This window comes from Pseudomonas sp. NPDC087336, assembly GCF_044744285.1.
Classification (GTDB): Bacteria; Pseudomonadota; Gammaproteobacteria; order Pseudomonadales; family Pseudomonadaceae; genus Aquipseudomonas.
The window spans coordinates 1-19,914 of sequence record NZ_JBIUYA010000057.1 but is presented as its reverse complement, the minus strand read 5'-3'; the positions used below and the strand labels follow the sequence as shown (position 1 = coordinate 19,914).

The window sequence follows — 19,914 nt, the reverse complement described above, 5'->3', positions numbered from 1 at the left end:
CCGTCCAAGGCCTTCGAGGCCAAGGACGGTGAAGATTTCAAAGACCCGGTTTCCAGTGGACCGTAAGGCTGCTCCGCTTAAGTGAACAGCATTACCGGACATGCCGGGTTTTTTTACGTCGCAAATTATTGCGGCGAGGTTTCCAGCGGTTCTGGAGTCGGGACTGGCGTGGTTTCGACACCGTCCACTTCCTTCTGGATCTGATCGAGCAACGAGCCAGGCTTGACTGGTTTTTCCGGTTTCGGCTGCTCGACCTGCTCTGCTGGCGCGGTGACGGTGGTGCCAGTGTCCTTGCCCAGAATGGCCTCATCGCGGCTCACGCCGGGCATGAAGTCGCCAGACAGGCTGACAAGCTGGTCATTTGGGTTGAAGATAACGCTAATGCGTTCCTGTTGGCGTTCACCGCCACCCGGTTGCAGGCTATACAGATAATCCCAGCGATCGGCATGGAATGTATCAGTCAGCAGGGGGTTGCCCATGATAAACCTTACTTGCTTACGGGTCATTCCCGGGCGTAACTGGTCTATCATGTCCTGCGTGACGACATTGCCCTGCTGGATGTCGATTTTGTAAACCCCGGGGAATGAACAACCGGCGAGTGCGAGCAGTCCCACAAAGGAGAAACTGGTTAGCAAGAGCTTGGTGTTTTGCATCGGTGGGCGACTTCCACTATCTTGGCTGGGACAACGTAAACGCCGATCATACCCGCATTAAGAGAAGCTGCGAAGCAGCATCGCGAGAAAGCTGACCATGGTTGAAAATAGCGAACTACGCAAAGCCGGCCTCAAAGTGACCCTGCCACGGGTCAAGATTCTGCAAATGCTCGACTCTGCCGAGCAGCGCCACATGAGTGCCGAGGATGTCTATAAGGCATTGATGGAGGCTGGCGAGGACGTCGGTCTGGCCACGGTTTACCGTGTACTGACCCAGTTCGAGGCAGCTGGACTTGTGGTGCGGCACAACTTCGACGGAGGCCATGCGGTCTTCGAACTGGACGACGGCAAGCATCACGACCATATGGTCAACGTCGAAACCAGCGAAGTCATCGAATTCTTCGACGAGGAAATCGAGCGCCTGCAGAAAGCCATCGTCGACAAGTATGGTTTCGAGATGGTTGATCACAATCTTGTGTTGTACGTGCGCAAGAAAAAGTAAGCATGTCGCGCGAACCCTGAGTTCGCGAAACGAACGAAGGCGACCCCGGGGTCGCCTTCGTGCTTTCTGTCGAGGCTAGATTTTTGCGGTAACGACCATTTTTTTCGCGTGGGCCAGGGATTCCTTGGTGAGATCGATCCCGCCCAGCATCCTTGCCACCTCTTCTACGCGATCGTTCTTGCTCAATTTGGAGACGGCCGTGCGAGTGGCCTCTTCGCCGCGCACCTTGTGCACGAACAGGTGCTGATGCCCTTGTGCGGCCACTTGTGGCAGGTGCGTGACCGTCAGGACCTGTCCGCGCTCACCGAGCCTGCGCAGCAATTGGCCGACGATTTCTGCGGTCGGTCCGCCAATACCTACGTCCACTTCGTCGAACACCAGGGTCGGGACGCGGGACGTTTGCGCGGTGATCACCTGGATCGCCAGGCTGATACGTGACAGCTCGCCACCCGATGCCACCTTCGCCAGTGCCTTTAATGGCTGTCCCGGGTTGGCACTGACCAGCAGTTCTACCTGTTCGAGTCCGTTCGGAAGCAATTCATTACTGCTGTTCGGTCGCAGTTCGATGGCAAAGCGCCCGCCGGGCATGCCCAGACGCTGGATCTCCTGTTCCACCGCGCTGGCCAGGCTGCTGGAGGCTTGGCAGCGCAGGTCGCTCAACTCTCGAGCCTTTTCCTGATAATGACGGGCATAAGACGCCAGCTCATCACTGAGTCGCTCGATGGATTCATCGTTGGCGTTCAGGGTTTCGATTTCATCCAGTAACCGCTGCTGCATCTCTGCGACCTCGGTCGGTTGGATACGGTGCTTGCGCGCCATGGTGTAGATCGCATCGAGGCGTTCTTCCAGGTATTGAAGGCGCGCCGGGTCTGCGTCGAAGTTATCCAGGAAGCGGTTCAGCTCGCCCACGGCTTCTTCAACCTGGATCTGCGCGCTGGTCAGCAAGCTGCTGGCTTCGCCCAGCGCGCCAATCGAGTTGTTCACGCTCGACAGGCGATTAAGGCTTGCAGTCAGGGCGTTCAGGACATTGCCGGAATCACTCTCGCTGCATTGTTCGACCACTTGCCGGCAGATGCCCAGCAAGGTTTCCGCGTTTGTCAGGTTCTTGTGTTCCTGCTCCAACTGTTCCAGCTCGTTGTCGCCGAGGCCAAGGTTCTCCAGCTCTTCAAGCTGATAGCTGAGCAACTGATGGCGAGCTCGCTGCTCATCGCCGGAGTTGGACAGTCGCTCAAGTTCCTGATGAGTCTGGCGCCAGCGCTGGGCAGCAAGCTGTACCTGGCGGGCAAGGTCCGTGGCGCCTGCATACTCGTCGAGCAGGCGGCGATGGGTATCGGTCTTGAGCAACGACTGGTGTTCGTGCTGACTGTGGATATCGATCAACAGTTCGCCCAGTGCCTTGAGGTCGCCCAGCGGGCAGGGCGTACCGTTGATGTAGCCGCGTGAGCGCCCTTCGGCGGTGATGACCCGGCGCAGGATGCACGGGCCATCGTTCTCGAGGTCGCGTTCGGCCAGCCAGGCACTGGCTTCCGGAATGTCGGCCAGGTCGAAGGTTGCCAGGATATCGGCCTTGTCGGCACCGGGGCGCACCACGCCGCTGTCGGCCCGGTCGCCGAGGGTCAGGCCCAAGGCGTCGAGCATGATCGACTTGCCGGCGCCGGTTTCCCCTGTGATCACGCTCATGCCTCGATCGAGTTCAAGATCGAGGTGTTCAACGATGGCGTAGTTATGTACGGACAGGTGCACCAGCATAAAGGCCGCTCCCAGGCTTTAGGTCTGGTTATTTATACAGTGTTTTATTTGCGGCTGACAATGCCCCTCGTTAGCTCGATTTGCTTGATCCGACGAAATCCTTAGTACAGAGGGGCATGACAAAGCAGCTGTTTTTTGTAGGGTTAATGTTTGGTTGCCCCTTGAAGCCGGATTTTGCGGCCCCATATAGCTGGACAGAAGCGCGAGTCAGGCTCGCGGACGATATTGAAAGGAGAATTCTATGGCTGACGAACAGACAGTGGATACGCAAAATCTAGACGCCGACCAGGCTCCCCAGGCTTCGGGTGATGACCTGGTGGCTCGTGTACAAGTGCTCGAAGAGCAACTGGCAGGTGCGCAGGATCAGGCTTTGCGTGTAGCCGCCGATCTGCAGAACGTCCGCCGTCGTGCCGAACAGGATGTAGAAAAGGCTCACAAGTTCGCCCTGGAAAAATTCGCCGGCGACCTGCTGCCGATCATCGACAGCCTGGAGCGCGGCCTGGAGCTGTCCAGCGCGGAAGACGAAAACATCCGTCCAATGCGCGAAGGTATCGAGCTGACCCTGAAAATGTTCCAGGACACCCTGAAGCGTTATCAGCTGGAAACGATCGATCCGCACGGCGAACCGTTCAATGCGGTCAAGCATCAGGCGATGGCCATGCAGGAAAGCGCCGACGTCGAGCCCAACAGCGTGCTCAAGGTGTTCCAGAAGGGCTACGAGCTCAATGGCCGCCTGCTGCGTCCGGCAATGGTCGTGGTCAGCAAGGCGCCGGCAGCTGTGTCGCCTTCGATTGACGAGCAGGCTTGAAATTAGCCGCAAGGCCCCCATTTAGAAGTCAAGCGTTTAAGTTCTGCCGCAGTTAGCCACCACTGCTGCGGCAACCAAATCCAAAGTTTCGGGAGAGTGAACATGGGCAAAATTATCGGTATCGACCTGGGGACTACCAACTCCTGCGTCTCCGTGCTGGAAAACGGCACCGCCAAAGTTATTGAAAACGCCGAAGGCGCGCGCACCACGCCGTCTATCATCGCTTACGCCAACGACGGTGAAATCCTGGTTGGCCAGTCGGCCAAGCGTCAGGCGGTGACCAATCCGCACAACACCCTGTACGCGGTCAAGCGTCTGATCGGTCGTCGCTTCGATGAAGAAGTGGTACAGAAAGATATCCAGATGGTCCCTTACAAGATCGTCAAGGCTGACAACAATGACGCCTGGGTTGAAGTGAACGGCCAGAAAATGGCACCGCCACAAATCTCGGCTGAAATCCTGAAGAAAATGAAGAAGACCGCCGAAGACTACCTCGGCGAGCCTGTGACTGAAGCGGTGATCACCGTTCCGGCCTACTTCAACGACAGCCAGCGTCAAGCGACCAAGGACGCCGGCCGCATCGCGGGCCTGGACGTAAAACGTATCATCAACGAACCAACCGCGGCCGCTCTGGCATACGGCATGGACAAGGCCAAGGGCGACCACACCGTGATCGTTTATGACCTGGGTGGTGGTACTTTCGACGTTTCCGTGATCGAAATCGCCGAAGTAGATGGCGAGCACCAGTTCGAAGTGTTGGCCACCAACGGCGACACCTTCCTGGGTGGTGAGGACTTCGACATTCGTCTGATCGACTACCTCGTCGACGAATTCAAGAAAGAAAGCGGCATGAACCTCAAGGGTGATCCGCTGGCGATGCAGCGCCTGAAAGAAGCCGCTGAAAAAGCCAAGATCGAGCTGTCGTCCGCTCAGTCGACCGACGTGAACCTGCCGTACATCACTGCAGACGCCACCGGTCCTAAGCACTTGAACGTGAAAATCTCCCGCGCCAAGCTGGAAGCGCTGGTGGAAGACCTGGTTCAACGCACCATCGAGCCTTGCCGCATCGCCATGAAAGATGCCGGTATCGATGTCGCCAAGATCAATGACGTGATCCTGGTTGGCGGTCAGACCCGTATGCCGCTGGTTCAGAAGCTGGTGACCGAGTTCTTCGGTAAAGAGCCTCGCAAGGACGTGAACCCGGACGAAGCTGTTGCCGTAGGTGCTGCGATCCAGGGTGCCGTTCTGGCCGGTGACGTGAAAGACGTTCTGCTGCTGGACGTCAGCCCGCTGACCCTGGGTATCGAAACCATGGGTGGCGTGATGACCGCGCTGATCGAGAAAAACACCACGATTCCTACCAAGAAATCGCAAGTGTTCTCGACTGCCGATGACAACCAGGGCGCCGTGACCATTCACGTGCTGCAAGGTGAGCGTAAGCAGGCTGCACAGAACAAGTCCCTGGGCAAGTTCGACCTGGCCGAGATTCCACCAGCACCACGTGGCGTGCCACAAATCGAAGTGACCTTCGACATCGACGCCAACGGCATCCTGCACGTAGGCGCCAAGGACAAGGCCACCGGCAAGACTCAGTCGATCGTGATCAAGGCCAACTCCGGTCTGTCCGACGAAGAGATCGAGCGCATGGTGCGTGATGCCGAGGCCAACGCCGAGGAAGACCGCAAGTTCGAAGAGCTGGCCGCTGCCCGCAACCAAGGCGACGCACTGGTTCACTCGACGCGCAAAATGGTCGCTGACGCTGGCGACAAGGTAAGCGCTGAAGAGAAGACTGCGATCGAAGCTGCCGTGGTTGCCCTGGAAGCCGCTGTAAAAGGCGACGACAAGGCTGCTATCGAAGCCAAGGTTGAAGAGCTGTCGAAAGTCTCCGCTCCAGTGGCGCAGAAGATGTACGCCGAACAGGCTCAGCCTGCTGAAGGCGCTGCACCGCACGACGACAAGGCAGAAAAGGCTGACGACGTTGTCGACGCTGAGTTCGAAGAAGTAAAAGACCACAAGTAAGTTGTTGGTCGGCCGGTTGACTGCCTTGCGGCGGTGACTGGTAGGATGTCGCCGCGCGGGAGCTTGCTCCCGCGTTGGCGTGTCTGGAGTTAGCGATTTTTTACAGCATGCGACAGCGTTCGCGTGTTGGCGGCATGGTCGGGAATGCTCCTGCTTTCCGAGCCGAAAGTGCCACATTGAAACAAAGACCAGGATCGTTGAATTGACGTGAGTTGGGTCCGGGCCTGTATTGGGGCTCAACGAGTTTGACGAGGCTCAGGAGAGGTTTGTCGAACGTCCTCAAGAGTGCAGAGACTTATGGCAAAGCGTGACTATTACGAAGTATTGGGTGTTGAGCGAGGCTCAAGCGAGGCGGACCTGAAAAAGGCCTACCGTCGCCTGGCGATGAAACACCACCCGGACCGTAATCCTGATGACAAGGCATCGGAAGAGATGTTCAAGGAGGCCAACGAGGCCTACGAAGTGCTCTCCGATTCCAGCAAGCGTGCGGCGTACGACCAGTACGGCCACGCCGGTGTCGACCCGAGCATGGGTGGCGGCGGTGCCGGTTTCGGCGGTCAGAACTTCTCCGACATCTTTGGTGATGTCTTCAGCGACTTCTTCGGTGGCGGTCGCGGTGGTTCTCGTGGCGGTGCCCAGCGTGGCAGCGACTTGCGCTACACCCTGGAGCTGAACCTGGAAGAAGCGGTGCGCGGCACCAGCGTGAATATCCGCGTTCCGACATTGGTCAACTGCAAGCCGTGCGACGGCTCGGGTGCCAAGAAGGGCTCTTCGCCGGTTGCCTGCCCGACCTGTGGCGGTATTGGCCAGGTGCGCATGCAGCAAGGCTTCTTCTCGGTGCAGCAAACCTGCCCGCGCTGCCATGGCCAGGGCAAGATCATTTCCGACCCTTGCGATTCCTGTCATGGCGAAGGTCGTGTCGAAGAGTACAAGACCCTGTCGGTCAAAGTGCCGGCCGGTGTCGATACCGGTGACCGCATTCGCCTGTCGGGCGAGGGCGAGGCGGGTGCCCAGGGCGGTCCGACTGGCGATCTGTACGTGGTGATCAACGTGCGCGAGCACTCGATCTTCCAGCGTGACGGCAAGCATCTGTTCTGTGAAGTGCCAATCAGCTTCGTCGATGCGGCGCTGGGTGGCGAGCTGGAGATTCCGACTCTCGATGGTCGGGTCAAGCTGAAAATCCCTGAAGGGACTCAGACCGGCAAGCAGTTCCGCGTGCGTGGCAAGGGTGTTGCACCTGTGCGTGGCGGCGGTGCGGGTGACTTGATGTGCCGTGTGGCAGTCGAGACGCCGGTCAACCTGAGTCGTCGTCAGCGTGAAATGCTCGAAGAGTTCCGCAACTCCCTGGCGGACGACAACAGTCATTCCCCGAAAACCACGGGCTGGTTCGAAGGCGTGAAGCGCTTCTTCGGCGATTTGTAAGGAGACAGGCATGCGACGTATAGCTGTGATGGGCGCCGCCGGGCGCATGGGCAAAACCCTGATCGAAGCCGTGCAGCAAGCACCGGGTGCCGGCCTGACGGCGGCAGTGGATCGTCCTGACAGTACGCTGGTCGGCGCGGACGCCGGTGAGCTGGCGGCTATCGGTCGCATCGGCGTGCCGCTGTCGGGTGATCTGGACCGTGTGGTCGATGAGTTCGACGTGCTAATCGATTTCACCCATCCGACGGTGACCCTGAAAAACCTCGCCTTCTGCCGCAAGCACAACAAGGCGATGATTATCGGCACTACCGGCTTCAGCGTTGAAGAGAAGCAGTTGCTGGCAGAGGCGGGTAAGGATATTCCGATCGTCTTCGCGGCCAACTTCAGCGTCGGTGTAAACCTGTGCCTGAAGCTGCTCGACACCGCTGCTCGCGTGTTGGGTGACGATGTTGATATCGAGATCACCGAAGCTCACCATCGGCATAAAGTCGATGCGCCGTCCGGTACGGCCGTGCGCATGGGTGAGGTGATTGCCGATGCCCTGGGTCGCGACCTGAAGAAAGTCGCGGTTTACGGTCGTGAGGGTCAGACCGGTGCTCGCGAGCGCGAGACCATCGGTTTTGCCACGGTGCGCGCTGGCGACATCGTGGGCGATCACACCGTGCTGTTCGCCGCTGACGGTGAGCGTGTCGAGATCACTCACAAGGCCTCCAGCCGCATGACCTTCGCCAAGGGCGCTGTGCGTGCTGCTTTGTGGCTCGATGGGCGTGAAGCCGGTCTTTACGACATGCAAGACGTGCTCGACCTGCGTTAAGATGCACCTGAAATCGGGCTCGCGCACGGCGTTTGAGCCCGGTTTTACCCCGCCAAGCGACGTCCTGTCGCATTCTCCAGCCTTTAAGGCTCATTGGCGGTAGACCAAAAATGCCTTTTTCTGTAAGCTACAGCTTTAGTGTGTCCACTAAAAGCGCGCAGAATAATTCAGTGAAGAAGCGGGGTGACGTGTCCATACGTCACTCCGCTTTTTTACAACCTGCGATCGCCCTTTCAGGCTTTATTTACGGGAGGTCTTCTTGACTAAGCCAGCCATACTCGCCCTTGCTGATGGCAGCATTTTTCGCGGCGAAGCCATTGGAGCCGACGGTCAAACCGTTGGTGAGGTGGTGTTCAACACCGCAATGACCGGCTATCAGGAAATCCTTACCGATCCTTCCTACGCCCAACAAATCGTTACCCTGACTTACCCACACATCGGCAACACCGGCACCACGCCGGAAGATGCCGAGTCCAATCGCGTCTGGTCCGCTGGCCTGGTCATCCGTGACCTGCCACTGGTGGCGAGTAACTGGCGTAACACGATGTCCCTGTCCGACTACCTGAAGGCCAACAACGTTGTGGCCATCGCTGGTATCGACACCCGCCGCCTGACGCGCATCCTGCGTGAAAAAGGCGCGCAGAACGGCTGCATCATGGCCGGTGACAACATTTCCGAAGAAGCCGCCATCGCCGCTGCCCGGGGCTTCCCTGGCTTGAAGGGCATGGACCTGGCAAAAGTCGTCAGCACCACTGAGAAATACGAGTGGCGTTCGACTGTCTGGGATCTGAAAACCGACAGCCACGCGACCATCGAAGCCTCCGAGCTGCCATACCACGTGGTCGCCTACGACTACGGCGTCAAGGTGAACATCCTGCGCATGCTGGTCGAGCGCGGTTGCCGCGTGACCGTGGTGCCTGCACAGACGCCTGCCGCCGAAGCGCTGGCCCTGAAGCCGGACGGTGTGTTCCTGTCCAACGGCCCTGGCGATCCGGAGCCTTGCGACTACGCGATCCAGGCGATCAAGGACGTGCTGGAAACCGAGATCCCGGTATTCGGTATCTGCCTCGGTCACCAACTGCTGGCCCTGGCCTCCGGCGCCAAGACCCTGAAAATGGGTCACGGCCACCACGGTGCCAACCACCCTGTCCAGGACCTGGACTCTGGCGTTGTGATGATCACCAGCCAGAACCACGGTTTCGCGGTAGACGAAGCGACCCTGCCCGCCAACGTTCGCGCGATTCACAAATCGCTGTTCGACGGCACCCTGCAAGGTATCGAGCGTACCGACAAGAGCGCCTTCAGCTTCCAGGGTCACCCTGAAGCCAGCCCTGGCCCGAACGACGTAGCACCTCTGTTCGATCGCTTCATCAACGAGATGGCCAAGCGACGCTGATCGCTCGCCCTGATGTTGCAAAGCTTGAGGGCGGTCCCGAGATCGGCGACCCCCTCAAGTCTTCACAGATTGAACAAGACGGCTTGCCGACTGACCTGCGGATTTGAGTGACAAACCCATGCCAAAACGTACAGACATTAAAAGCATCCTGATTCTCGGCGCTGGCCCGATCGTGATCGGCCAGGCCTGCGAATTCGACTACTCCGGCGCCCAGGCCTGCAAAGCCCTGCGCGAGGAGGGCTACCGCGTCATCCTGGTGAACTCCAACCCGGCCACCATCATGACCGATCCGGCCATGGCCGACGCCACCTACATCGAGCCGATCAAGTGGCAGACCGTTGCCAAGATCATCGAGAAAGAGCGTCCGGACGCACTGCTGCCAACCATGGGTGGCCAGACCGCGCTGAACTGCGCCCTGGACCTGGAGCGCGAAGGCGTCCTGGAGAAGTTCGGCGTAGAAATGATCGGTGCCAACGCCGACACCATCGACAAGGCTGAAGACCGTTCGCGCTTCGACAAGGCGATGAAATCCATCGGCCTGGCGTGCCCGCGCTCCGGCATCGCCCACAGCATGGAAGAGGCCAATGCGGTCCTCGAGAAGCTGGGCTTCCCGTGCATCATCCGTCCGTCCTTCACCATGGGCGGCACCGGTGGCGGCATCGCGTACAACCGTGAAGAGTTCGAAGAAATCTGCGCCCGTGGCCTGGACCTGTCGCCGACCAAAGAGCTGCTGATCGACGAATCGCTGATCGGCTGGAAAGAATACGAAATGGAAGTTGTCCGTGACAAAAAGGACAACTGCATCATCGTCTGCTCCATCGAAAACTTCGACCCGATGGGCGTGCACACCGGTGACTCGATCACCGTGGCGCCGGCACAGACCCTGACCGACAAGGAATACCAGATCCTGCGTAACGCCTCCCTGGCGGTATTGCGCGAGATCGGTGTGGAAACCGGTGGTTCGAACGTTCAGTTCGGCATCTGCCCGAACACCGGCCGCATGGTCGTGATCGAGATGAACCCGCGCGTATCCCGTTCCTCGGCACTGGCTTCGAAAGCCACCGGTTTCCCGATCGCCAAGGTCGCGGCCAAACTGGCTGTGGGCTACACCCTCGACGAGTTGTCGAACGACATCACCGGCGGCAAGACCCCGGCGTCCTTCGAACCGTCCATCGACTACGTCGTGACCAAGCTGCCACGTTTCGCTTTCGAGAAATTCTCCAAGGCTGACGCGCGCCTGACCACGCAAATGAAGTCGGTCGGTGAAGTGATGGCCATCGGCCGTACCTTCCAGGAATCCCTGCAGAAAGCCCTGCGCGGCCTGGAAGTGGGCGTTTGCGGTCTGGACGAGAAGGTTGACCTGAGCAATCCGGAAAGCATGAGCATCCTCAAGCGCGAGCTGACCGTGCCGGGCGCCGAGCGCATCTGGTACGTGGCGGACGCAATGCGCGCCGGCATGAGCGTTGAAGACATCTTCGGCATGACCATGATCGATCCTTGGTTCCTGGTGCAGATGGAAGATCTGATCAAGGACGAAGAGAAGGTCAAGACCCTGGGCCTGACCAGCATCGACCGCGACCTGATGTTCCGCCTCAAGCGCAAGGGCTTCTCCGACATGCGCCTGGCCAAGCTGCTGGGTGTGACCGAGAAGAGCCTGCGCGCTCACCGTCACAAGCTGGACATCTTCCCGGTCTACAAGCGCGTCGACACCTGCGCCGCCGAGTTCGCCACCGATACTGCGTACCTGTACTCGACGTACGAAGAAGAGTGCGAAGCCGCGCCGTCGGGCCGCGACAAGATCATGATCCTGGGTGGCGGTCCTAACCGTATCGGCCAGGGCATCGAGTTCGACTACTGCTGCGTACACGCGGCACTGGCCCTGCGCGATGACGGTTACGAGACCATCATGGTCAACTGCAACCCGGAAACCGTTTCCACCGACTACGACACCTCCGATCGCCTGTACTTCGAGCCAGTGACCCTGGAAGACGTGCTGGAAATCGTTCGCGTCGAGAAGCCGAAAGGCGTGATCGTCCAGTACGGTGGCCAGACCCCGCTGAAGCTGGCTCGCGCCCTGGAAGCTGCCGGCGTGCCGATCATCGGCACCAGCCCTGACGCCATCGACCGTGCCGAAGACCGCGAGCGCTTCCAGCAAATGGTCCAGCGCCTGAACCTGCGTCAGCCGCCAAACGCCACCGTGCGCAGCGAAGACGAAGCGATTCGTGCCGCCGCGAAAATCGGTTACCCGCTGGTGGTGCGTCCGTCCTATGTACTGGGCGGTCGTGCGATGGAAATCGTCTACGAAGAAGAAGAACTCAAGCGCTACCTGCGTGAAGCGGTTCAAGTGTCCAATGACAGCCCGGTGCTGCTGGACCACTTCCTCAACTGCGCCATCGAAATGGACGTGGATGCGGTCTGCGACGGCAAGGACGTTGTGATCGGCGCGATCATGCAGCACATCGAGCAGGCCGGCGTTCACTCCGGTGACTCCGCGTGCTCGCTGCCGCCGTACTCGCTGCCAGCGCACATCCAGGACGAGATGCGCGAACAGGTCAAGAAAATGGCCCTGGAGCTGGGCGTAGTCGGCCTGATGAACGTGCAGTTGGCGCTGCAAGGCGAAGACATCTACGTCATCGAAGTCAACCCGCGCGCTTCGCGTACCGTGCCGTTCGTATCCAAGTGCATCGGTGTCTCCCTGGCGATGATCGCGGCGCGCGTGATGGCCGGTAAAACCCTGAAAGAACTGGGTTTCACCAAGGAAATCATCCCGAACTTCTACAGCGTGAAAGAGGCGGTGTTCCCGTTCGCCAAATTCCCTGGCGTTGACCCGATCCTCGGCCCTGAGATGAAGTCCACCGGTGAAGTGATGGGTGTGGGCGACACCTTCGGTGAAGCATTCGCCAAGGCCCAGATGGGCGCCAGCGAAGTGCTGCCGACCGGTGGTACTGCGTTCATCAGCGTGCGTGATGACGACAAGCCACTGGTTGCGGGCGTGGCCCGTGATCTGATCAACTTGGGCTTTGAAGTGGTTGCTACCGCCGGTACTGCCAAGCTCATCGAAGCCGCAGGCCTGAAAGTGCGCCGCGTGAACAAGGTGACCGAAGGGCGTCCGCACGTAGTCGACATGATCAAGAATGACGAAGTCACCCTGATCATCAACACCACCGAAGGCCGTCAGTCGATCGCTGACTCCTATTCCATTCGTCGCAACGCCCTGCAGCACAAGATCTACTGCACCACCACCATTGCTGCTGGCGAAGCGATCTGCGAAGCGCTGAAGTTCGGTCCCGAGAAGACTGTACGCCGCTTGCAGGATCTACACGCAGGATTGAAGGCATGAGCATAACGAAGTACCCGATGACCGTTCAGGGCGCTCGCGCCCTGGAAGAAGAGCATGCTCACCTGACCAAGGTCGTTCGTCCGAAGCTCAGCCAGGACATCGGAACGGCCCGCGAGTTGGGTGACTTGAAGGAAAACGCCGAATACCACGCTGCCCGCGAGCAGCAAGGTATGGTCGAGGCGCGGATTCGTGACATCGAAGGCCGGATTCAGAATCAGGTCATCATCGACGTCACGACCATTCCTCACACTGGCAAGGTTATCTTCGGCACCACCGTCGAAATCGCCAACGTCGAGACGGATGAAAGCGTGACTTACCACATCGTGGGTGAGGATGAGGCTGACTTCAAACTCGGCAAGATTTCGGTCGGTTCACCTTTGGCTCGAGCCTTGATCGGCAAGGAAGAGGGTGATGTGGTCGTCGTCAAAACGCCTGGTGGCGTTATCGAGTACGAGATTGTCGAAGTCCGTCACATCTGAAGCAAGGCGCCCGCTGAATGCGGGCGCCATGCTCTGGCAGCTGGCCCAGATGTTGTGGGTCGGCGGTCTGTGGCTGGTGCATCTCGGTTTGCAGCCGGTGTTGGGTCGAATTGGCCTGGCGCCGTTGCTGATCGATGAGATCGCCGGCATGTTCGAGACAGTGGTGGTGGGGTTTGCCGCCGTGTGCGTGATTTTTCAGGCTTTGGTGCTGGTTCAGGTCAATGGTCTTGCCAGCCTATGGCGGGATTTTCGTGGGCAGGTGCTGCTGATTGCGTTGTTCGCGTGTGCGATGTTTGTCGCCGTGCGAGTTGGCTGGCCTGATGCGCAGCGCTGGCAGGTGTTCAGCTATATGGTTCTGGGGTTCTCAGGGCTGGTACTGATCATGCAGCCGGTACCCGGATGGAGTGGCAGGGTGCGCGAAGCACACCCTTGACCCTTGTCATCACTTGAAGCGATGGACGTTCGACAGCTGCTTGTTGACGCTGAAGTTCTTGCGGTAAATCAGTGCCATCTTGCCGATGACCTGAACCAGATCCGCTTTGCCGACCTTGCACAGTTCGGCAATGGACGCCAGGCGCGACTCGCGATCGAGGATATTGAGCTTGATCTTGATCAGCTCGTGATCCGCCAATGCGCGTTCAAGTTCGGCTAACACACCTTCAGTCAAACCGTTGTCAGCCACAATCAAAACTGGTTTCAGATGGTGGCCAATGGATTTGTACTGTTTCTTCTGCTCTTGAGTGAGCGGCATAATCTGACCCTTTCGTCTGGATTCTGTAAAATGGCGGCCATTTTACCCGAGGGTTCGTGGATCCGCCCAACTAATCACGACCCTTATCATCGAGGTGCCCAATGGCGCGTTCCAAGACAAGCCTTGGTTGGCTGAAAAGACATGTCAACGATCCCTATGTGAAGCAGGCGCAGAAGGATGGCTACCGCTCGCGTGCGAGTTACAAGCTTCTGGAGGTCCAGGAGAAATACAAGCTGATCCGTCCGGGTATGACCGTTGTCGACCTGGGGGCGGCGCCTGGTGGCTGGTCGCAGGTCACTAGCCGGCTGATCGGTGGCCAGGGACGTCTGATCGCCTCGGACATCCTGGAAATGGACAGCATTCCGGACGTGACTTTCATCCAGGGTGACTTCACCCAGGATGAAGTGCTCGCTCGGATCCTTGAAGCCGTGGGTAATTCGCAGGTGGACCTTGTGATTTCCGATATGGCCCCCAATATGAGTGGTACGCCTGCCGTAGATATGCCCAAAGCCATGTTTCTTTGCGAGCTGGCGCTTGATCTGGCGGCCCGGATACTCAAGCCGGGTGGTAATTTCGTGATCAAGGTTTTTCAGGGTGAAGGATTTGATGCTTACGTGAAGGACGCTCGTCAGAAATTCGACAAGGTCCAGATGATCAAGCCGGACTCATCCCGTGGCAGTTCCCGCGAGCAGTACATGCTGGCTTGGGGGTACCGCGGCCGTAGTGAGTAAATCGAGGTTTTTTTGCGGGTCGATAGGATTTTCGTATTTCGTCCTGTGGGAAATAGCGAATATTGTGTAGGAAGTGTTTCACAAAGGGTTACAGACGGCGCCTGCCAGAGTTGTAGGTAATGTAGTAAGTTAGGCCGGTGAATATCATGCGAAGCGCGCGCCAACAGCGGCGCTTGCTTCAGAGGGTAGTTAATTGAACGATATGGCAAAGAATCTGATCCTGTGGTTGATCATCGCGGCTGTCCTGGTGACGGTGATGAACAACTTCTCCAGCCCTAACGAGCCGCAGACCCTCAACTATTCCGACTTCATCCAGCAGGTCAAGGATGGCAAGGTCGAGCGCGTGGCGGTTGATGGCTACGTGATTACCGGCAAGCGCAACGATGGCGACAGCTTCAAGACCATTCGTCCGGCAATTCAGGACAATGGCCTGATCGGCGACCTGGTGGACAACCATGTCGTGGTCGAAGGCAAGCAGCCTGAACAGCAAAGCATCTGGACCCAGCTCCTGGTCGCGAGCTTCCCGATCCTGGTGATCATCGCCGTGTTCATGTTCTTCATGCGGCAGATGCAGGGCGGTGCCGGTGGCAAGGGCGGGCCGATGAGCTTCGGCAAGAGCAAGGCGCGCCTGCTCTCCGAGGATCAGGTGAAAACCACCCTGGCGGACGTTGCCGGTTGCGACGAAGCCAAGGAAGAAGTTGGCGAACTGGTCGAGTTCCTGCGTGACCCGGGCAAGTTCCAGCGCCTGGGCGGCCGCATTCCTCGCGGTGTGCTGATGGTGGGTCCTCCGGGTACCGGTAAAACCTTGCTGGCCAAGGCGATTGCCGGCGAAGCCAAGGTGCCTTTCTTCACCATTTCCGGTTCCGATTTCGTCGAAATGTTCGTAGGTGTCGGTGCCAGCCGTGTTCGCGACATGTTCGAGCAGGCCAAAAAACACGCGCCGTGCATCATCTTCATCGATGAAATCGACGCCGTCGGTCGCCACCGTGGTGCCGGCATGGGCGGTGGTCACGATGAGCGCGAGCAGACTCTCAACCAGTTGCTGGTAGAGATGGACGGTTTCGAAATGAACGACGGCATCATCGTGATTGCCGCGACCAACCGTCCGGACGTACTGGACCCTGCGCTGCTGCGTCCGGGCCGTTTCGACCGTCAGGTCGTGGTCGGCCTGCCGGATATCCGTGGTCGCGAACAGATTCTCAAGGTCCACATGCGCAAAGTGCCAATGGGTGACGACGTCGCTCCGGCGGTGATCGCTCGTGGTACCCCTGGTTTCTCCGGTGCCGACCTGGCCAACCTGGTCAACGAGGCGTCGTTGTTCGCTGCCCGTGCCGGCAAGCGCATCGTCGAAATGAAAGAGTTCGAACTGGCCAAGGACAAGATCATGATGGGCGCCGAGCGCAAATCCATGGTCATGTCCGAGAAAGAAAAACAGAACACCGCTTATCACGAAGCTGGCCACGCCATTGTCGGCCGCGTCGTGCCTGAGCATGATCCGGTGTACAAGGTCTCGATCATCCCGCGCGGTCGCGCGCTGGGCGTGACCATGTTCCTGCCGGAAGAGGATCGCTACAGCCTGTCCAAGCGCGCGCTGATCAGCCAGATCTGCTCGCTCTACGGTGGCCGTATTGCTGAAGAGATGACCCTGGGCTTCGATGGCGTCACCACCGGTGCGTCCAACGACATCATGCGTGCCAGCCAGATCGCACGGAACATGGTGACCAAGTGGGGCCTTTCCGAAAAACTCGGTCCACTGATGTACGCGGAAGAAGAGGGTGAAGTGTTCCTCGGTCGCGGCGGCGGTGGCCAGAGTGCAAGTTTCTCCGGTGAGACAGCCAAGCTGATCGACTCCGAAGTGCGCAGCATCATCGACCAGTGCTACGGCACCGCCAAGCAGATCCTCACGGACAACCGGGACAAGCTCGACGCCATGGCCGATGCTCTGATGAAGTATGAAACCATCGATGCCGAGCAGATCGACGACATCATGGCTGGGCGCACACCTCGCGAGCCTCGCGACTGGTCGGGTGGTACGGGTACGTCCGGTACGCCTCCAGCGGTGCAGGGTGAACGTCCTGAAACACCTATCGGCGGTCCCGCTGCTGACGTTTAAGGTTTGAAATGACTTTTGTTCAGTCCTCGACCCGGTTGCCTTGCGGCAACCGGGTTCTTGATTTGGCCCAGACGCATGTCATGGGCATTCTCAATGTCACGCCCGACTCTTTCTCCGATGGTGGCAAATTCAGCCAGCTCGATGCGGCGTTGCGCCATGCGCAAGCGATGGTCGCGGCTGGCGCCACATTGATCGATGTCGGCGGCGAGTCCACGCGCCCGGGCGCCAGGGCGGTTTCGCCGCTCGAAGAGCTCGAGCGCGTGGCGCCGATCGTCGAGCGGATCCACCGTGAGCTGGATGTAATCATCTCGGTTGATACCTCCACCCCCGCCGTCATGCGCGAAGCGGCGCGACTGGGGGCGGGCCTGATCAACGACGTGCGCTCGTTGCGTCGCGAAGGTGCGCTGGATGCGGCGGCGGCTACCGGCTTGCCCGTTTGCCTCATGCATATGCTCGGTGAACCGGGTGACATGCAGGACAATCCGCACTACCAGGACGTCACCCAAGAGGTGGTCGGGTTTCTTGCCGAGCGCATGGCTCAATGCGCAACGGTGGGGATTACAGCTGAGCGGATCATTCTTGATCCGGGGTTTGGCTTCGCAAAAAACCTGCAGCACAATCTAAGCTTGTTCAAGCACATGGAAGCCTTGCATGCCTTGGGGCGCCCGTTGTTGGTTGGGGTGTCGCGAAAGAGCATGATCGGCCAGGCGTTGAGTCGCCCTGTGGGTGAGCGCCTGTATGGCGGTCTTGCCCTCGCGGCGCTGGCAGCGCACAAGGGCGCACGTATATTGCGTGTCCATGACGTAGCTGAAACAGTTGATGTGGTGAAAATGATCACCGCAGTGGAATCAGCCGAATAAGAATGATGGAGTACTTATGACAAAAAAATATTTTGGCACCGACGGCATTCGTGGTCGGGTCGGCGTTTATCCGATCACTCCTGACTTCATGCTCAAGCTGGGCTGGGCTGCCGGCATGGCGTTCCGCAAGATGGGCGCGTGCAAGGTACTGGTCGGCAAGGACACGCGGATTTCCGGGTACATGTTCGAATCGGCACTCGAGGCCGGGCTGACGTCGGCGGGTGCCGACGTGATGCTCCTGGGCCCGATGCCGACGCCGGCCATCGCCTACCTGACGCGTACCTTTCATGCTGAAGCCGGCATCGTGATCAGTGCTTCGCACAATCCCCATGACGACAATGGCATCAAGTTTTTCTCCGGGAAGGGCACCAAGCTTCCCGATGAAATCGAGCACATGATCGAAGAACTGCTCGATACTCCGATGACCGTGGTTGAGTCGAGCAAGATCGGCAAGGTCTCGCGAATCAACGACGCCTCTGGTCGCTATATCGAATTCTGCAAGAGCAGCGTGCCGACCGGCACCAGCTTTTCCGGTCTGAAAATCGTCATCGACTGCGCCCACGGTGCCACGTACAAGGTGGCGCCGAGCGTATTCCGTGAGCTGGGTGCAGAGGTCGTGGTTCTGTCCGCGCATCCCAACGGCCTGAACATCAACGAAAACTGCGGCTCGACCCATATGGGCCAGTTGCAGGCTGCCGTGTTGGCCGAGCATGCCGACCTGGGTATTGCGTTCGACGGTGATGGCGATCGGGTACTGATGGTTGATCACACGGGTGCCGTCGTCGATGGCGACGAGCTGCTGTACATCATTGCTCGTGACCTGCATGAGCAGGGCAAGCTGCAAGGCGGTGTGGTCGGTACGTTGATGAGTAACCTGGGGCTGGAGCTCGCTCTCGCGGACCTGGCAATTCCCTTTGTGCGCGCCAATGTCGGTGACCGTTATGTGATCGCCGATCTGCTGGAGCGCAACTGGCTGATAGGTGGCGAGAACTCGGGGCATGTCGTGTGCTTCCATCACACCACGACCGGTGATGCGATCATCGCCGCGTTGCAGGTATTGCTGGCGCTCAAGACTCGTTCGCAGGGGCTGGCAGAGGCGCGTCAGGCCTTGCGCAAGTGTCCTCAGGTATTGATCAATGTGCGTTTCGGTGGCGGTGCAAACCCGCTAGAGCATGCATCGGTCAAGGAAGCCAGCGAGCGTGTCACCCAGGCTATGGCGGGTCGCGGGCGCGTGCTGTTGCGCAAGTCCGGGACAGAGCCGCTGGTGCGTGTAATGGTCGAAGGCGAGGACGAAACCCAGGTTCGCGGCTACGCCGAAGAGCTGGCAAAACTGGTTACTGAAGTTTCTGCCTGAATTCGGCTTGCCAGCCTCGATTGTGTTGGGTAACATCTGCGCCCACTTTGACCGACGAGGTACAGCATGCGTCGCCCTATGGTAGCTGGTAACTGGAAGATGCACGGTACCCGCGCCAGCGTCGCTGAGCTGATCAACGGCCTACGTGACTTGGCCTTGCCGAGCGGTGTTGAAGTAGCGGTATTCCCGCCTTTGTTGCATATCAGCCAAGTGGTTGAAGGCTTGAAAGGAAAGCCGGTTTCGATCGGTGCGCAGAATTCTGCGGTGGAAGCCGGACAAGGCGCGCTGACCGGTGAGGTCTCGCCAAGTCAGTTGGTGGATGCAGGTTGTTCCCTGGTGCTTGTCGGGCACTCCGAGCGCCGCCAGTTAATGGGCGAGCAGGATGAAGTGCTGGTTCGCAAGTTTGCAGCGGCTCAGGCAAGTGGCCTGGTTCCGGTGTTGTGCATAGGGGAGACCCTTGAGCAGCGTGAAGCCGGGAAGACCCTTGAGGTTGTCTCGCAGCAGCTTGGCAGCATCATCGAAGAGTTGGGCGTCGATGTGTTTGCAAAGGCGGTAATCGCTTACGAGCCGGTCTGGGCCATTGGTACCGGGCTGACTGCTTCACCGCAACAGGCGCAGGATGTGCACGCAGCCATTCGCGCACAGTTGGCGGCAGAGAATTCTGAGGTCGCACAAGGTGTGCGGCTTCTATACGGCGGCAGCGTGAAGGCGGCCAATGCGGTCGAACTGTTCGGCATGCCGGATATCGATGGGGGCCTCATTGGTGGGGCTTCCCTGAATGCAGATGAGTTCGGTGCGATTTGTCGCGCCGCGGGAAACTGAAAAAATGCTGGAAACAGTCGTAGTCGTTTTTCATCTGCTGGGTGCATTGGGCGTAGTAGCTCTGGTTTTGCTGCAGCAGGGTAAAGGTGCGGACGCTGGCG

General features: G+C 58.9%; 17 protein-coding genes and 1 pseudogene. 15 read left to right on the top strand and 3 right to left on the bottom strand.

The window, feature by feature from the left end; translation table 11 throughout:
- Positions 1-125: 125 nt before the first annotated feature.
- The gene (locus ACIO0C_RS30400; protein ID WP_401318090.1) at positions 126-653 is read right to left on the bottom strand and encodes an outer membrane protein assembly factor BamE; all 528 of its coding nucleotides are present in this window, start codon (positions 651-653) and stop codon (positions 126-128) included.
- 97 nt (positions 654-750) lie between these two features.
- On the opposite strand from ACIO0C_RS30400, the gene fur reads away from it, so the two are divergent.
- Positions 751-1,155: a ferric iron uptake transcriptional regulator gene (gene fur, locus ACIO0C_RS30395; RefSeq protein WP_003197684.1), complete on the top strand. Its 405-nt coding sequence runs from the start codon at positions 751-753 to the stop codon at positions 1,153-1,155.
- 75 nt (positions 1,156-1,230) lie between these two features.
- On the opposite strand, the gene recN is transcribed toward fur, so the two are convergent.
- Complete coding sequence (recN, locus tag ACIO0C_RS30390; protein ID WP_401318086.1) at positions 1,231-2,904, bottom strand: DNA repair protein RecN; 1,674 nt, start codon at positions 2,902-2,904, stop codon at positions 1,231-1,233.
- 241 nt (positions 2,905-3,145) lie between these two features.
- Between recN and grpE the strand changes: the two genes are divergently transcribed.
- From grpE to ACIO0C_RS30350, 8 genes are all read left to right on the top strand, one after another.
- Positions 3,146-3,712 carry a nucleotide exchange factor GrpE gene (grpE, locus tag ACIO0C_RS30385; RefSeq protein WP_008057392.1) on the top strand — a complete coding sequence of 189 codons (567 nt, stop codon included), beginning with the start codon at positions 3,146-3,148 and terminating at the stop codon, positions 3,710-3,712.
- A gap of 102 nt (positions 3,713-3,814) precedes the next feature.
- Positions 3,815-5,731, top strand: a complete 1,917-nt coding sequence (gene dnaK, locus ACIO0C_RS30380) for a molecular chaperone DnaK (RefSeq protein ID WP_008057394.1) — start codon at positions 3,815-3,817, stop codon at positions 5,729-5,731.
- Positions 5,732-6,028: 297 nt separating this feature from the next.
- A complete protein-coding gene (dnaJ, locus tag ACIO0C_RS30375) occupies positions 6,029-7,153 on the top strand; it encodes a molecular chaperone DnaJ (RefSeq protein WP_401318082.1) in 1,125 nt (374 codons plus the stop codon).
- Positions 7,154-7,163: 10 nt separating this feature from the next.
- Entirely contained in the window at positions 7,164-7,967 is an 804-nt protein-coding gene (dapB, locus tag ACIO0C_RS30370; protein WP_008057399.1) for a 4-hydroxy-tetrahydrodipicolinate reductase, read from the top strand.
- A 259-nt stretch (positions 7,968-8,226) separates the two neighbouring features.
- On the top strand, positions 8,227-9,363 hold the full coding sequence (gene carA / locus ACIO0C_RS30365; protein ID WP_401318079.1) for a glutamine-hydrolyzing carbamoyl-phosphate synthase small subunit: 1,137 nt from the start codon (positions 8,227-8,229) through the stop codon (positions 9,361-9,363).
- Between the two features lie 118 nt (positions 9,364-9,481).
- A complete protein-coding gene (gene carB / locus ACIO0C_RS30360) occupies positions 9,482-12,703 on the top strand; it encodes a carbamoyl-phosphate synthase large subunit (RefSeq protein WP_401318077.1) in 3,222 nt (1,073 codons plus the stop codon).
- A gap of 2 nt (positions 12,704-12,705) precedes the next feature.
- Complete coding sequence (gene greA, locus ACIO0C_RS30355; RefSeq protein ID WP_032831479.1) at positions 12,706-13,182, top strand: transcription elongation factor GreA; 477 nt, start codon at positions 12,706-12,708, stop codon at positions 13,180-13,182.
- Positions 13,183-13,210: 28 nt separating this feature from the next.
- On the top strand, positions 13,211-13,615 hold the full coding sequence (locus ACIO0C_RS30350) for an MFS transporter (protein ID WP_401318074.1): 405 nt from the start codon (positions 13,211-13,213) through the stop codon (positions 13,613-13,615).
- A gap of 9 nt (positions 13,616-13,624) precedes the next feature.
- Here ACIO0C_RS30350 and ACIO0C_RS30345 read toward each other — a convergent pair whose 3' ends face one another.
- On the bottom strand, positions 13,625-13,933 hold the full coding sequence (locus tag ACIO0C_RS30345; RefSeq protein ID WP_007942889.1) for a YhbY family RNA-binding protein: 309 nt from the start codon (positions 13,931-13,933) through the stop codon (positions 13,625-13,627).
- 101 nt (positions 13,934-14,034) lie between these two features.
- Between ACIO0C_RS30345 and rlmE the strand changes: the two genes are divergently transcribed.
- From rlmE to ACIO0C_RS30315, 6 genes and pseudogenes are all read left to right on the top strand, one after another.
- The gene (rlmE, locus tag ACIO0C_RS30340; RefSeq protein WP_096513513.1) at positions 14,035-14,664 is read left to right on the top strand and encodes a 23S rRNA (uridine(2552)-2'-O)-methyltransferase RlmE; all 630 of its coding nucleotides are present in this window, start codon (positions 14,035-14,037) and stop codon (positions 14,662-14,664) included.
- A gap of 202 nt (positions 14,665-14,866) precedes the next feature.
- Positions 14,867-16,777 (top strand): ATP-dependent zinc metalloprotease FtsH, encoded by a 1,911-nt coding sequence (gene ftsH, locus ACIO0C_RS30335; RefSeq protein WP_020796530.1) that lies wholly within the window; start codon positions 14,867-14,869, stop codon positions 16,775-16,777.
- Between the two features lie 8 nt (positions 16,778-16,785).
- Positions 16,786-17,637, top strand: coding sequence for a dihydropteroate synthase (gene folP / locus ACIO0C_RS30330; RefSeq protein WP_401318070.1), 852 nt, complete (start codon positions 16,786-16,788; stop codon positions 17,635-17,637).
- 16 nt (positions 17,638-17,653) lie between these two features.
- Positions 17,654-18,991, top strand: coding sequence for a phosphoglucosamine mutase (glmM, locus tag ACIO0C_RS30325; protein WP_401318067.1), 1,338 nt, complete (start codon positions 17,654-17,656; stop codon positions 18,989-18,991).
- Positions 18,992-19,057: 66 nt separating this feature from the next.
- The gene (tpiA, locus tag ACIO0C_RS30320) at positions 19,058-19,813 is read left to right on the top strand and encodes a triose-phosphate isomerase (protein ID WP_401318064.1); all 756 of its coding nucleotides are present in this window, start codon (positions 19,058-19,060) and stop codon (positions 19,811-19,813) included.
- A 4-nt stretch (positions 19,814-19,817) separates the two neighbouring features.
- Positions 19,818-19,914 (top strand): annotated as a pseudogene (locus ACIO0C_RS30315) (preprotein translocase subunit SecG); the annotation flags it as partial.